This window comes from Massilia niastensis DSM 21313 (assembly GCF_000382345.1).
In the GTDB taxonomy this organism is placed as follows: Bacteria; Pseudomonadota; Gammaproteobacteria; order Burkholderiales; family Burkholderiaceae_D; genus Telluria; species Telluria niastensis.
This window is the reverse complement of sequence record NZ_KB908172.1, coordinates 1-13,708: the sequence shown is the minus strand read 5'-3', so window position 1 is coordinate 13,708 and position 13,708 is coordinate 1. Positions and strand designations below refer to the sequence as shown.

10 protein-coding genes and 1 pseudogene are annotated in these 13,708 nt (G+C 64.6%); 6 read left to right on the top strand and 5 right to left on the bottom strand.

All coding sequences use genetic code 11. The annotated features are described in order from the left end of the window. Positions 1 to 113: 113 nt before the first annotated feature. From H162_RS0128655 to ltrA, 5 genes are all read right to left on the bottom strand, one after another. Positions 114 to 1,262 (bottom strand): UbiH/UbiF/VisC/COQ6 family ubiquinone biosynthesis hydroxylase, encoded by a 1,149-nt coding sequence (locus H162_RS0128655; protein WP_020656916.1) that lies wholly within the window; start codon positions 1,260 to 1,262, stop codon positions 114 to 116. After that, complete coding sequence (gene pepP / locus H162_RS0128650; RefSeq protein ID WP_020656915.1) at positions 1,262 to 2,593, bottom strand: Xaa-Pro aminopeptidase; 1,332 nt, start codon at positions 2,591 to 2,593, stop codon at positions 1,262 to 1,264. Before pepP ends, H162_RS0128655 begins: the two co-directional genes overlap by 1 nt. Next, positions 2,590 to 3,309, bottom strand: coding sequence for an N-acetylmuramate alpha-1-phosphate uridylyltransferase MurU (gene murU, locus H162_RS0128645; protein ID WP_026355231.1), 720 nt, complete (start codon positions 3,307 to 3,309; stop codon positions 2,590 to 2,592). The genes pepP and murU overlap by 4 nt, the downstream gene beginning before the upstream one ends. Before the next feature lie 10 nt (positions 3,310 to 3,319). Continuing rightward, positions 3,320 to 4,378 (bottom strand): aminoglycoside phosphotransferase family protein, encoded by a 1,059-nt coding sequence (locus H162_RS0128640; RefSeq protein WP_040788483.1) that lies wholly within the window; start codon positions 4,376 to 4,378, stop codon positions 3,320 to 3,322. Between the two features lie 124 nt (positions 4,379 to 4,502). Further along, positions 4,503 to 6,203 (bottom strand): group II intron reverse transcriptase/maturase, encoded by a 1,701-nt coding sequence (gene ltrA / locus H162_RS0128635; protein ID WP_026355229.1) that lies wholly within the window; start codon positions 6,201 to 6,203, stop codon positions 4,503 to 4,505. 1,231 nt (positions 6,204 to 7,434) lie between these two features. On the opposite strand from ltrA, the gene H162_RS0128630 reads away from it, so the two are divergent. From H162_RS0128630 to H162_RS35085, 6 genes and pseudogenes are all read left to right on the top strand, one after another. After that, on the top strand, positions 7,435 to 9,702 hold the full coding sequence (locus tag H162_RS0128630; RefSeq protein WP_026355228.1) for an LPS-assembly protein LptD: 2,268 nt from the start codon (positions 7,435 to 7,437) through the stop codon (positions 9,700 to 9,702). Between the two features lie 29 nt (positions 9,703 to 9,731). Beyond that, a complete protein-coding gene (locus H162_RS0128625) occupies positions 9,732 to 11,135 on the top strand; it encodes a peptidylprolyl isomerase (protein ID WP_051110028.1) in 1,404 nt (467 codons plus the stop codon). A 4-nt stretch (positions 11,136 to 11,139) separates the two neighbouring features. Beyond that, a complete protein-coding gene (gene pdxA, locus H162_RS0128620) occupies positions 11,140 to 12,183 on the top strand; it encodes a 4-hydroxythreonine-4-phosphate dehydrogenase PdxA (RefSeq protein ID WP_020656909.1) in 1,044 nt (347 codons plus the stop codon). A gap of 22 nt (positions 12,184 to 12,205) precedes the next feature. Further along, on the top strand, positions 12,206 to 12,973 hold the full coding sequence (gene rsmA, locus H162_RS0128615) for a 16S rRNA (adenine(1518)-N(6)/adenine(1519)-N(6))-dimethyltransferase RsmA (protein ID WP_020656908.1): 768 nt from the start codon (positions 12,206 to 12,208) through the stop codon (positions 12,971 to 12,973). A gap of 260 nt (positions 12,974 to 13,233) precedes the next feature. Beyond that, complete coding sequence (locus H162_RS34905; protein ID WP_020656907.1) at positions 13,234 to 13,401, top strand: hypothetical protein; 168 nt, start codon at positions 13,234 to 13,236, stop codon at positions 13,399 to 13,401. A 104-nt stretch (positions 13,402 to 13,505) separates the two neighbouring features. Next, positions 13,506 to 13,708: pseudogene (locus tag H162_RS35085) on the top strand (hypothetical protein); the annotation flags it as partial.

The following is a 13,708-nucleotide window of genomic DNA, read 5'->3' as shown; positions in this document are numbered from 1 at the left end:
CCGAAGGTTAACAGAGCCGCTACACGTTTACAACAGCCAAATGATCAAAGGCGGCTTAACTTAACGGCATTAGACTCTGACCCTACTTTTAGCCTGTCAAGGCCTGCCCACTGCTAGCGGCGGCCGAACATCATCAGGTCGGCGAGGAGCAGGCGGGCGGGTTTGACGATGTCGAGGGCGGCGAGGCTCAGGCCGAGCAGGGGTTGCAGCGGGCCGCCGCCGATGAAGGCGCGCGCCATCGTGTCGGTCAGGCCGATCGTCAGGCGGCGGTCGCGCTCGCGCTCGGTCATGAAGGCGGCGATGGCGCTCGGCCTGGCGGCACGGCCCAGCTGGCGCGCCAGCACGGCGGCGTCGCGCAGGCCGAGGTTCAGGCCCTGGCCGGCCACCGGATGCAGGGTCTGGGCGGCGTTGCCGATCGCTACCGTCCGGGTCGTGGCGCGTGCTTCGGCATTCAGGCCAAGCGGGAAGGAGACGCGCGGCGTGCTTGAGGTGAAGCGGCCGAGGCGGGTGCCGAAGGCGTCGCCCAGCTGCTCCAGGAAGCGCGCATCGTCCAGGCCAAGCACCGCGCCGGCGCGCTCGGGACTCATGCACCATACCAGCGCGTACTGGTGGCCGTCGCCGCCATCCTGCGGCAGCAGGGCGAGCGGGCCTTCGTCGGTGAAACGCTCGAAGGCGCGGTGCGGCAGCGGCAGGCTCGCCGTCACGCGCGCAATCAGCGCGGTCTGCTCGTAGTCGCGGCGGCGCGCCTTGTCGTCCTGCTGGCCGAATACGCCGCCCTCGGCCTGCACCGCGACCTGGGTGTTGACCTCGCGGCCATCGTCCAGGAACAGGGTCACGCCGTCGCCGCGTTCGTCGAAACCGGTCATGCGCGCCGGGCGCAGCACGGCCACGCCATCGCGCTCGCACGCACGCGCCAGCGCGTCGACCACGTCGCCGTAGCGCGTGACATAGCCGAGCGCCGGCAGGCCGTGTTCCTGGCGGTCCATCAGGCTGCGTCCGAGCTGGCCGCTCCGCGAGACATGGATGTCGTGGATCGGCGTGGCCGGCAGCGGCCAGGCGCGCACGTCCTCGAGCAGCTGCACGCTGCCCCAGGACAGCGCGATCGAGCGCGGGTCGGTGATCGCCTGGCCCAGCGACTTGCCGTCGATGAGCACGATGCGCGGACCCGGCACGCCGCGGCGCACCAGGAAGGCCGCCAGCGCCAGGCCCACCGGACCGGCGCCGCAGATCGCCACGTCGTAGTCGAGGATCCGGTCCGCCATCAAGCCTCCCGCATCAGCGCTGCGATCTCGTCGACCGCCTTGGGCGCGGCCGCGGACAGGATCAGGCAGCCGTCCTCGCGGACGATCACGTCGTCCTCGATCCGGATGCCGATGTTCCAGAATTGTTCCGGCACGCCCGGCGCCGGGCGCACGTAGATGCCCGGTTCCACCGTGAGCGCCATTCCCGGCGCCAGCGGCCGCGAAGGCTTGTCGGCCAGGGTGGTGTCGCGATACGCGCCGACGTCGTGCACGTCCATCCCCAGCCAGTGGCCGGTGCCGTGCATGTAGAACTGCAGGTGCGCGCGTTCGGCGATCGCGTTCTCGACGGAGCCGTACTTCGCCTTGTCCAGCAGTCCCAGGTCGAGCATGCCCTGCGCCAGCACCTGCACCGCCGCGTCGTGCATGGCGCTGTAGGGGCGCCCTGGCATGATGGCTCGGAAGGCGGCCGCCTGCGCCTGCAGCACCAGCTCGTACAGCGCCTGCTGCGGCGCGCTGAAGCGGCCGTTCACCGGATAGGTGCGGGTGATGTCGGAGGCATAGCCATCCAGTTCGCAGCCGGCGTCGATCAGCACCAGCTCGCCGTCCAGTACCCGGCGATTGTTGGCGTTGTAGTGCAGCACGCAGGCGTTCGCGCCCGAGGCGACGATCGGGGTATAGGCCGGGAACTGGGCGCCGTTGCGGCGGAACTCGTGCAGCAGCTCGGCCTCGATCTCGTACTCGAACATCCCGGGCCGGCTGGCGCGCATGGCACGTACATGGGCCTGGGCGGAGATGGCGGCGGCGCGTCCCATCACGCCGGCTTCGTGCGCGTCCTTCAGCAGGCGCATCTCGTCGAGGATGTCGAGCAGGTGATGGGTCGTGGCAGGAGCGGTGACGCCGCTGCGGCCCTGCGCGCGCACGGCCTTGAGCCAGCCGCCGACCTGGGCGTCGAGCGCCGCGCCATGCGCCAGCGGGTAGTACAGGGAGGGTGCGTTGGCCAGCAGGCGCGCCATATGGGCGTCCAGTTCGCCGATCGGGAAAGCTTCGTCGACGCCGAATTCGGCCTTCGCGGCCTCGGGGCCGTAGCGGAAACCTTCCCAGATTTCGCGTTCCAGGTGCTTCTCGCGGCAGAACAGGATCGCGCGCGCGGGCTGTTCGCCCTGCGCGGCGACCAGCGCCAGCACGCTGTCCGGCTCCGTGAAACCGGTCAGGTAGTAGAAGTAGCTGTCATGCCGGTAGGGATAGTCGCTGTCGCCGTTGCGCAGCACTTCCGGCGCGGTCGCCAGCACCGCGACCGCGCCCGGCTGCATGCGCGCCGCCAGGCGCGCACGCCGCTCGGCGTAGGGCGTCATGATCCGGTCTTGGCCGCCAGCGGCGCGTTGAGTTCTTCCAGCTGGCCCACGGTGCCGACATTGACCCATGGACCCTCATACAGCTCGCCGCCGATGCGACCCAGGTCGATGTACTTGCGCATCAGGGGGCCGATCCTGACGACCTCGCCCGGCTTGATCCCGTCGAACATCTCGGGCCGGTAGACGCCGATGTTGCCGAAGTTGTACTTGGCCGGGCCGTCGTTCCTCAGGGTGTACATGTCGAGCGCGAAGTCGCCTTCCGGGTTGTGCCACGGGTTCGGCGTCAGCCACAGCCAGGCGATGTCGCGCTGGTCATGCGGATAGGCGTTGCCCAGCACGTCGGTGTCCTTCAGCACGTCCGTCACCTGGCTGAAGTCGAAGTAGGGCGCGTAGATGTCGCCCGACACCGCCAGGAAGGGTTCGTCGCCCAGCAGGTGCAGCGCGTTGGCGATGCCGCCCGCGGTCTCCAGCGGCGCCGGCTCGTGCGAGTACTGGATGCGCGCGCCGTAGCGGCTGCCGTCGCCCAGTTCTTCCTCGATCATGTGGCCGAGGTAGGAGTGGTTGATCACGATCTCGGTGATCCCGGCGCGCACCAGGTTCAGCACGTGGTAGGTGATCAGCGGCCGCCCGCGCACCTTGAGCAGGGGCTTGGGGCAGCTGTCGGTGAGCGGCCGCATGCGTTCGCCGCGGCCGGCGGCGAAAATCATCGCTTTCATGCAGGCTCCGTCAGAAGGTATAGCCGACCTGGGGCGCCTTGTCCTCGAGCGAGTCGAGCAGGCGCAGCAGCGGCTTGAGTTCGGTGTAGCGGTTGGCCGTCTTGCGCACGTAATCCAGGACGGTGGGCAGGTCGCCCATGTAGATCGGCTTGCCGTCGCGGTAGTTCAGGCGGCAGAAGATGCCGAGGATCTTCAGGTGGCGCTGCAGCGCCATGAATTCGAAGTCGCGGTAGAAGGCGTCGATGTCCGGATTGACCGGCAGGCCGACCTGCTTGGCGCTTTGCCAATAGCGCACCACCCAGTCCAGCACGATCTCTTCGTCCCACTGGATGTAGGCGTCGCGCAGCAGCGAGGCCAGGTCGTAGGTGACCGGGCCGTAGACGGCGTCCTGGAAATCGAGCACGCCCGGATTGCCCTGGTCGAGGAACATCAGGTTGCGAGAATGGAAATCGCGGTGCATGTAGACCTGCTGCTGCGACAGCACGTTGGCGGTGATCGCCTCGAATACCTTGTCGAGCTGGGCCTGCTGCTTCTCGTCCAGCGTGACGTTCAGGTGGCGCCCGAGGTACCACTCCGGGAACAGGTTCATCTCGCGCAGCACGAAGGCGCGGTCGAACTCGGGCAGCACGCCCGGCTGGCTCGCCAGCTGGAACTTGAGCAGGGCGTCGACCGCGTCCGAGTACATGAAGGCGGCGTTGTCGGCGTCCAGGCGCTGCAGGTAGGTGGTCGTGCCGAGGTCGGACAGCAGCAGGAAGCCGCTGTCGACATTGCGCGCGACGATCGCGGGCGCGGTCACGCCGGCGTCCTGCAGCAGGCCCTGCACGTGGATGAAGGCCGGCACGTTTTCGCGCTCGGGCGGGGCGTCCATCGCGACCAGGGTCGCGCCCAGCCTGTCCTGCATGGCCGGGACGACGTCGTAGCGGAAGTAACGGCGGAAACTGGCATCCGAGGATGCGGGGCGGCCGGTCCCGACTTCCACCAGGCCGGTCGATGCCAGCCATTCGGTCAACTGCGCCAGGCGAGCATCGCGGTCGTCGGAGGTGGGGGAATTTTGATACAAAGAAGACATGAAGCGGCCTGGTGAATCCAGTTGGTTGAGGGTAGGGTAGGAGGGACCCATTACTGGAATTCCTCCCCCCTAGGAACCGTGCGTGCGACTTTCACCGCACACGGCTCGAGCTTAATAAAAGTTCCTATACCGGAACCGGCTTAACAACTTTGATATTTTGGCTATGCACGCGGGCATGGCAAGTTGGATGCAATAATACGCGATTTCCTAGCGCATCGGAGCCCCCAGCCACACGGTATTCTATGTGGTGGTCGTGCCATCCGGTGTCCATGTCCATCTCGCATCCGCAGAGAGCGCACAAGCCGTGTTGGTCCACGTACAGGGTTGCCACCTCGCGACGGTAGCGCAGGTTCTTCAACATGCGATCCTGTCTGAGTTTTTCACCCTCGGCTTCCCATTGCGGGTCGTAGGGATGGAATTCCCCCTTGATTTTCTTGTGCCGTTCGATGGCCGTATCCGGCAGCGAATACAGTTCTCTTACGCCCTTCTTGCCGTCCTTCGTTGTCACGTCCGCAATGAACACGTTTGCCTTGTCGCCGACTGGACGCCAATACCGCCTGCGTATCCAGTCACGGTTCTTGTTGGGGTGTCTTCGCATGGCCCACCGGAAGAGCCGCCAGTGCAGGCGCGACTCCATTTTCGTGAATGCCGCCTTGGCTACTACAGGGCTGTGATATTGCGCCCAGCCCCGCAGCATCGGGTTCAGCAGGTGAATCAAGCTTTCCTGCGTCGCCGCCAAGTTGTCGACGATGACCTTCCTGAGCTTTTCATAGAACGCTTTCGTGTTCTTCTTACTTGGCTTGATCAGTAGCTTCCCTGTGTACTTTCGGAAGTTCCAACCCAGGAAGTCGAATCCCTCTTCGATTTGCAGGATTCGGGTCTTCGTCTCGGATAGTCGTAATCCCCTGACTGCGAGGAATTCTTCGATCCAAGGTTTTACTTCATGTTCCAGCGTTTCTTTCGATTGGCCAGTAACCACGAAGTCATCTGCGTAACGCACGACGTTCACTTTTCGTTCTTTGGCTCCGCGGGTTCTGAAGCGAGCGATGAGATGCTCTTTCAATTCCTTTTCGAGTCCATTCAACGTCCAGTTGGCCAGTGCCGGGCTGATGATGCCACCCTGCGGTGTCCCGGCCTCGGTGCTGACTAATTGCCCCCGGTCGACTACCCCGGACTTCAGCCACTTCTTGAGGATCGCCTTGTCCATCAGGACGTTGTTGGCCATCCAGTCGTGGTTGATGTTGTCGAAGAAGCCCTCAATATCCGCGTCGAGCACCCATGTTGCCGAGTCCTTCTTGCTTAGATTGAGGAAGAGTTGTGACATTGCGTCGGCCGTGGAACGATATTTCCTGAACCCGTATGAGTTCGGGTCGCTCCGCGTTTCCAAGACCGGATCGAGTGCCAGCAGGTGTAATGCCTGCATGGCCCGGTCGCGCATGGTAGGGATGCCCAACGGGCGCATCTTTCCATTGGTCTTGGGAATATAGACCCTCCGAAGTGGCAGGGGCCTGTAGCCATGTCTCTTCAACTGCGCAATTGCAGCGAGTTTCTGCGAGGGGGAGTCCCATAATTGCTGGTCCACCCCTGCGGTACGTTTGCCTTGATTCTCAGTCACCCGTTTTACGGCCAGCGCTTTCGCACTGAACGAGTGGGTTAGCCACCGTTGCAAGGCTTTCACCCTGCGCCAGTTGCCTTCCTGTGTCGCCTTCGTCAGCCGGCGCTGCATCGCCCTCACATTCCTCTGTACCAGCCGCCAATCAATGGCAGACCAGTCCCGAGGGGCGTGCGAGGACGCAGAACCGGGATGACTCTCGATTACTTTCATGCTGTTCCTCGTCTTGTAAGACCCTTGAGGACACAGCGACCGTAGGGGCGCAGGTCCCTTCAGGGTGATTGTTTACGTTGAGTGTTTGCAGGCGTTTGACGACTATTGCACCAGATGGAAGTCTGCACCCTTTCAGGTCCGGACAAATCTTGAATCCGTATCCGGGCGATTACAGCCCGGCCTTCGCTTTCTCCATCCTCCCATACCCGCTCCTCCTTCAGATCCTCTTGCGATTTTCCTGCCGCACCGCTCTTGCGAACAGACGGCGAAGGATCGGGCTTACCACGTTCCCCACGATATCGCCGCGACAGGTTGTGTCGCGACTGGCTGTTTAGGGTCCATCTCTCCCCCGGTGGTGTTTGTGACGACGTATCCCTAGAATCAACAGAGATAACCAACCACTTACCGTTTTGGTTTAGGCGCGATGTAGCAAGCAGCTTTCGCCTATCTATATTTACGAGGGTTCAAGCGATGATTCACATTACGTTACCCATGCAGCACTCACCTAGCCCCTTTACCACCTTCGCTGCTGGCAGTATCTGACCCTGCACTCGCGTGCAGAGGCCACCGAATTCTCGGGGGTACATTGTCATCGAAGCTTCACACCCCACCGTTGCCAGTGACGCATGTTCGAGTAGGTGACGAGCGGTCGTGCGCCCGGTCGCAGTCCATGACCTTAGGAAGATCTTGGCGCGACAAGATATCGAGGAGCTATCGCCCTTGATTTTGAGATGATGCGGCGGGAGCCGCTTCCAGAACACGAATTGGACCATTGCGGTCCTCGTGGCGTCGAATGTATGAGGATTTCAGGTGGAGGGGCCGGGTTTGCGCTTTACCCATTTGAAGACCGCTACGTACGGTTCAAAGAATAGGCGGGTGTCGTCCTTCGCAACCTGCTTCATGTGTGAAAGAAATTCACGCGTAGTCATGGACATTCTCCGTTGTGTTTTGACAACAGATCAGCAGTACTTCGTCGGGTTCCATAGCTAACAGAACAGGTTTCTGAGGCGTGCGCCCCTTTTTCCTGTCCAATCGTATCGGACCCTCTGCAGATATATTTGCATCTCTAGGGTCAAGTAGTTTTCGTTAATAATCAACGAGTTACACTACCTTCACCTGCTTCACATCAATGCCGAAAACCGGCGTCGTTGGCGAACGTGTCGCACTAATTCCCATATAATAAGGGATTCAATCCAAAAATACCGCCCTTTATGGTGCCCCCTGATTTTCCATGAGCTGGTACACGGCCCGACCTTTCCCCCCGCGGCATACGCTCGCGCTCTACGCACTGGTTTCCGTAGCCGCGGCGCCCGCATTGGCGCAGACTGTGCCCCCCGCGCCACAGACCGATGAGCAGGAACTCCCCATCACCATCCGCGCGGAGGAGATCAGCGGCCGTCCCGACCGGGTCCTGAACCTCGAGCGAAACGTCGAGATCACGCGCGGACAGACCGGCCTGACCGCCGATACCGCCTGCTACATGCGGGTCGAGGACGAGGTCACCGCCGCCGGCAACGTCACGATGTGGCGTTTCGGCGACCGCTACAAGGGCGACGAACTGCAGCTGAACCTCGAGACCGGCAAGGGCTATGTCCTGCGTCCCGAATACAAGCTGCAGGCCTCCAACGGCCAGGGCCAGGCCTCGCGCATCGACTTCCTCGGCGAGGAGGTGGCCGTGGTCCGCGACGGCACCTACAGCACCTGCGAAGGCCCGGATCCCGACTGGTACCTGAAATCGAGCACGCTGCGCCTGGATAACGGGCGCGACGTCGGCACGGCCGGCAAGACCATCATCTACTTCAAGGACGTCCCGATCATCGGCACGCCGGCGCTGTCGTTCTCGCTGTCCGGCCAGCGCCGTTCCGGCTGGCTGCCGCCCTCGATCGGCTTCGGCTCGAAGGGCAAGGCCGAGGTGATGGTGCCGTACTACGTCAACATCGCGCCGAACCGCGACCTGACCCTGTATCCGCGCCTGATGTTCGACCGCGGCCTGCAGATGGGCGCGACCGGCCGCTACCTGGGCCAGACCAGCGGCGGCCTGTATAGCGGCGAGACCCACATCGAGGTGCTGCCGGACGACCGCGAGACCAAGACCACGCGCTGGCGCGCCGACTCGCTGCACAGCCAGGCGATCAGGCCGAACTGGTCGTACGGCTGGAACCTGCATGGCGCGTCCGACGACGAATACCCGTCCGACTTCTCGCGCACGGTCTCGGCCAGCGCCGAGCGCCAGCTGCTGCGCGAGCTGCGCACCGACTACTACGGCCAGTTCTGGAGCCTGACGGCGCGCGCCCAGAACTACCAGGTGCTGCAGGACCCGGCCGCGGCGGAAAACCCGAGCCTGACGGTGCCGCGTCCCTACGACCGCCTGCCGCAGATTAACTTCCACGCGGGCCGCTACGACGTGGCCGGCTTCGACTGGGCGGTGGACGCCGAGGCGACCCGTTTCTGGCACCCGGACCTCGAACGCGGCAACCGTGCCGCGCTGGTGGCCCAGGTCAGCTATCCGTGGGTGCGCCCGGGCTACTTCATCACGCCGAAGCTGATCCTCAACAGCCGCAAGTACGACCTCGATCCGGATCGGCGCGGCGCCAACAGCCAGACCAAGCCGTCGGTCACCCTGCCCAGCTTCTCGCTCGACAGCGGCATGGTGTTCGAGCGCGAGACCACGCTGTTCGGCGGCGCCACGACCCAGACCCTGGAGCCGCGCCTGTTCTACGTGTACACGCCGTACCGCAACCAGGACGACATCCCGGTGTTCGACACCGGCCGCGCGGGCTTCAACTACGCCCAGCTGTTCAGCGAGAACCGCTACGTCGGCCTGGACCGCGTCTCCGACGCCAACCAGCTGACCGCCGCCCTCGTGTCGCGCTACATCCAGCCGGACGGCGCCGAGCGCCTGCGCCTGGCCTTCGGCCAGCGCATCTATTTCGACAAACCGCGCGTGCGCCTGCCGAACGAACCGGTGAACCAGAGCCGCTCCGACGTGCTGCTGGCGGCATCGGGACGCATTTCCGAGACCTGGAGCTTCGATAGCGGCGTACAATACGACGCGACCGGAAGCAGTTTGTACAGCTCGAATGCGGGGGTACAGTGGCAACCGGGTCGGATGAAGGTGGTGAATGCGGAATACCGTTATCAACGTGACAGTTTCCGCAATATCGACCTGTCGGCGCAGTGGCCGCTGTCGCAGCGCTGGTATGGTGTCGGCAGGATCAGCTATGCACTGCGCTCCTACGGGGTCGGCCAGGCCGTGAACCAGCCCCAGGGCAGCAAGCTGATCGAGAGCCTGATCGGTCTCGAATACAAGGCTGACTGCTGGGTGTTCCGGATGGGAGCCCAGCGTTTCGTGACCGCGTCCCAGACCACGTCGACGCCTATCTTCTTCCAGCTCGAGCTCAATGGCCTGTCGCGCCTTGGCTTGGGCAACCCGCTCGAGACGTTCAACAAGAGCATCCCGGGCTATACGCGGCTGAACACCAATGTCGGCCGCCCGTGAATGAACCATCCTGAATGAGTGCTTTCCAGATGAAGCGTACTACCCGTTTGCACAAGAATACGCGAGCCGTGTCGCTCGCGGCAGCGCTGCTGTGCGCGCTCACCGCCGGCCAGGTGCTGGCACAGGCGGCCGCTCCCGCGGCTGCTCCTGCCGCCGCCGCCAAGCCGGGCAGCGGCTTCCTGCCGCCGGCGTCGAGCAGCGCCAAGGTGGTCGATTCGATCCACGTCGTCGTGAATGACGAAGTGATCACGAAAAACGAGGTCGCCGGCCGCGTCGCCCAGACCGCGCAGAACATGAAGGCGCGTAACGTCCAGCTGCCCGACCAGTCCACGCTGGAGCGCCAGGTGGTCGAGGCGATGATCGTCGAACGCGCCCAGCTGCAGCTGGCCAAGGAAATGGGCGTGCGCGTCGACGACCGCACCCTCGACGCCACCATCGGTCGCATCGCCGAAGGCCAGAAGATGTCGGTGCAGGACATGCGCAACCAGATGGAAAAGGAAGGCCTGCCGTTCGCGCAGTTCCGCGAGGACATCCGCAACGAGATCATGATGCAGCGCCTGCGCGAGCACGAGGTCGACAGCAAGATCCAGGTCTCGGAAGCCGAGATCGATACCTACCTGGCCGCCGCCAAGGTCGCCGCCGCCGAGAAGGTCGAGATGGAGATCTCGCAGATCCTGGTGCGCGTGCCCGAGAACGCCTCGCCCGAACAGATCGCGGCGCGCCGCGCGCGCGCCGAGGAAGTGGCGCGCCAGCTGCGCACCGGCGCCGACTTTGCCAAGATGGCATCGACCTACTCCGACGCGCCGGATGCGCTGAAGGGCGGCGAGATCGGCTGGCGCGACCCGGACCGCCTGCCGCCGCTGTTCGCGAACGAGCTGCGCAAGCTGCAGCCGGGCCAGGTCACCGCGATCATCAAGACCAACGTCGGCTTCCACCTGCTGAAGCTGTCGAACAAACGCTCGCTGGCCGAGGCCAACGACAAGGCGATCGTGCAGCAGACCCGCGCGCGCCACATCCTGATCAAGGTCACCCCGACCATGACCGAGGGTGAAGTCAAGCGCAAGCTGCTGGAGCTGAAGGAAAAGATGGCCAACAACGCCGGCACCTTCGAGGAACTGGCGCGCCTGCACTCGCAGGACGGCTCGGCCAGCAAGGGCGGCGACCTGGGCTGGCTGTACCCGGGCGATACCGTGCCCGAGTTCGAGAACGCGATGAACAACCTGAAGCCGAATGAAGTCTCGGACGTGGTGCAGTCGCCGTTCGGCTTCCACCTGATCCAGGTCGTGGAGCGCAAGAGCGAGGACGTGACCCAGCAGAAGGAACGCAACGTCGCGCGCCAGGTCGTCCGCGACCGCAAGATGCAGGAAGCGATGGAAGACTGGCTGCGCCAGGTGCGCGACCGCGCCTACGTCGAATTCCGCGAGGAGCAGTAAGCCCATGGGCCCGTCGTCCAAGCGGCCGGTGCTGGCAGTCACGGTCGGCGAGCCGGCCGGCATCGGCCCCGAGATCGCGATCCGCGCGGCGTGGGCGCTGCGCGAGCAGGCCGACTGCGTGCTGGTCGGCGACGCCGCCTTCCTGGCGCTGACGGCCAGCCTGATCGATCCCGCGATCCGCCTGGCGGCGCTGTCGATCCAGGCCCTGCGCAACGGCGGCCTGCCGCACTTCGGCAAGGAGCGGCTGGCGGTGGTCGACGTGCCGCTGGCGGCCCACGTGGTGCCCGGCCAGCTGGATGCCGAGAACGGCCGCGCCGTGCTGGCCACGCTCGACCTGGCCCTCGAAGGCACCCGGGCCGGCTGGTTCGACGCGATCGTCACCGCGCCGCTCCAGAAAAGCACCATCAACGATGCCGGGATCCCGTTCTCCGGCCATACCGAATACCTGGCCGAGAAGACCGGCACCCCGCAGGTGGTGATGATGCTGGCCGGCGCGCCCGGCAATGGCCAGCCGTATTTGCGGGTGGCGCTGGCGACCACCCACCTGCCGCTCAAGGATGTGCCGGGCGCGCTCACGCGCGAAGGCCTGGAGCGGACGATCGGCATCATCGACGCCGACCTGAAATCGAAATTCGGCATTGCCGCGCCGCGCATCCTGGTCACCGGCCTGAACCCGCACGCGGGCGAGGGCGGCTACCTGGGGCGCGAAGAGATCGACGTCATCACGCCGGCGCTGGAAGCGGCGCGTGCGCGCGGCATCGATGCGCGCGGCCCGTATCCGGCCGACACCCTGTTCCAGCCCAAGTACCTGCAGGACGCCGACTGCGTGCTGGCGATGTACCACGACCAGGGCCTGCCGGTGCTCAAGCACGCGACCTTCGGGCGCGGCATCAACGTCACCCTCGGCCTGCCGGTGATCCGCACCTCGGTCGACCACGGCACCGCGCTCGACCTCGCGGCCCAGGGACTGGGCCAGGCCGATTGCGGCAGCATGGAAGAGGCGATCCGCGCCGCCGTGCAGATGGTGGCCGCACGCCGCGCGGCGTGAGCGAATTAACAAGAAAGCATTCATGAAACACGTAGCACGCAAGCGCTTCGGCCAGAACTTCCTGACCGACGACCATGTCCTGAACAATATCATCGATGCCATCGGGCCGCGCCACGGCCAGGCGATGGTCGAGATCGGCCCGGGCCTGGCCGCGATGACGGCGCTGCTGCTCAAGCAGCTCGACCACATGCACGTCGTCGAACTCGACCGCGACCTGGTGGCGCGCCTGGAAAAGGCCTATCCGCGCGAGCGCCTCACGGTGCACTCGGGCGACGCCCTGAAGTTCGACTTCGGCGCGATCCCGGTGCCGGAAGGGCAGAAGCTGCGCGTGGTCGGCAACCTGCCGTACAACATCTCCAGCCCGCTGCTGTTCCACCTGGCGGAGTTCGCCCACCTGGTCGAGGACCAGCATTTCATGCTGCAGAAGGAAGTGGTGGAGCGCATGGTCGCCGAGCCGGGCACCAAGGCCTATGGCCGCCTGTCCGTGATGCTGCAGTGGCGCTACGACATGGCGCTGATGTTCATCGTCCCGCCGACCGCCTTCGATCCGCCGCCGCAGGTGGACTCGGCCATCGTGCGCATGGTGCCGACCCGGCGCCAGCTCCCCTGCGACGGCGCCAAGCTGGAAGCGGTGGTGGCCAAGGCGTTCTCGCAGCGCCGGAAGGTGATCCGCAACTGCGTCGCCGGCATGTTCACCGAACAGCAGCTGGCGGAAGCCGGCATCGACCCGGGCGTCCGTCCGGAAACCGTCAGCCTCGAACAGTACGTGGCGCTGGCCAACCTGCTGTAAATCCCGGCACGGCGCCCGGAGCGGACCCGCTTCCGCCGGCGTGCCTGCCGGGTCCGCACAGCCCTGTCCCAGGGGCTGGAGCTCCCTCGAATCCATGGATGTGCTGCGCCGCACAAGCGCGGCATATCGCCGTTTTACGCCCCTTCAGGCGCCACTTTTCGCAGCCCGTCGCACGCCGCTGGAGGCCGGGCATGTGCTTGGCTAAAGTGGATTCATCGACAGACGCTACGGCGTCCCGCCACTCACCGAAGGAGCACATCATGAACGTCCTCAAACACATGGAAGCGATTTTCCTGGCAGCCGCCATCCTCGGCGGCGTGAGCAGCTACGCGACCGCGGCGACCGCCAGGGCGGCGGACGCCTATGCCGCCCAGGTATCGGTGGGCATGAGCAAGATGGCCGTGGTGAAGGTGAGCGCGGCGCGCTGAGCGGCGCACGGCAAAAAAAAGGTTCTTCACGGATTAGCGGGAAGTAACGCCAGAAAAGGGAAAGCGGTGAAGACGAGCTAGACTTGTTGTGCGACCAACAAAGAATGCTCATCCTCACCGCTTTCATGACGAATCATAATCTTGCCCTCCCGTTCTGGGAAGGGTTCTTTGCATCGAAATTGGAGCGCCGGCCGGGCGCAGTGTGGATCGATCTGCGCAGGGATCCTGCCGCCCCCATGGTGTGCAATGGCTGCGGCCATCACTGTCATCGAGTGCACGAGTCAGGCATGCGAATCATCCGTGAGTT

What these genes read in the sequence shown, in the direction of transcription:
- H162_RS0128625 (WP_051110028.1), top strand. Translation starts at nt 9,732, where the DNA reads ATGAAGCGTACTACCCGTTTGCACAAGAATACGCGAGCCGTGTCGCTC.
- pepP (WP_020656915.1), bottom strand. Translation starts at nt 2,593, where the DNA reads ATGACGCCCTACGCCGAGCGGCGTGCGCGCCTGGCGGCGCGCATGCAG.
- H162_RS0128655 (WP_020656916.1), bottom strand. Translation starts at nt 1,262, where the DNA reads ATGGCGGACCGGATCCTCGACTACGACGTGGCGATCTGCGGCGCCGGT.
- H162_RS34905 (WP_020656907.1), top strand. Translation starts at nt 13,234, where the DNA reads ATGAACGTCCTCAAACACATGGAAGCGATTTTCCTGGCAGCCGCCATC.
- murU (WP_026355231.1), bottom strand. Translation starts at nt 3,309, where the DNA reads ATGAAAGCGATGATTTTCGCCGCCGGCCGCGGCGAACGCATGCGGCCG.
- pdxA (WP_020656909.1), top strand. Translation starts at nt 11,140, where the DNA reads ATGGGCCCGTCGTCCAAGCGGCCGGTGCTGGCAGTCACGGTCGGCGAG.
- H162_RS0128630 (WP_026355228.1), top strand. Translation starts at nt 7,435, where the DNA reads ATGAGCTGGTACACGGCCCGACCTTTCCCCCCGCGGCATACGCTCGCG.
- rsmA (WP_020656908.1), top strand. Translation starts at nt 12,206, where the DNA reads ATGAAACACGTAGCACGCAAGCGCTTCGGCCAGAACTTCCTGACCGAC.
- H162_RS0128640 (WP_040788483.1), bottom strand. Translation starts at nt 4,378, where the DNA reads ATGTCTTCTTTGTATCAAAATTCCCCCACCTCCGACGACCGCGATGCT.
- ltrA (WP_026355229.1), bottom strand. Translation starts at nt 6,203, where the DNA reads ATGAAAGTAATCGAGAGTCATCCCGGTTCTGCGTCCTCGCACGCCCCT.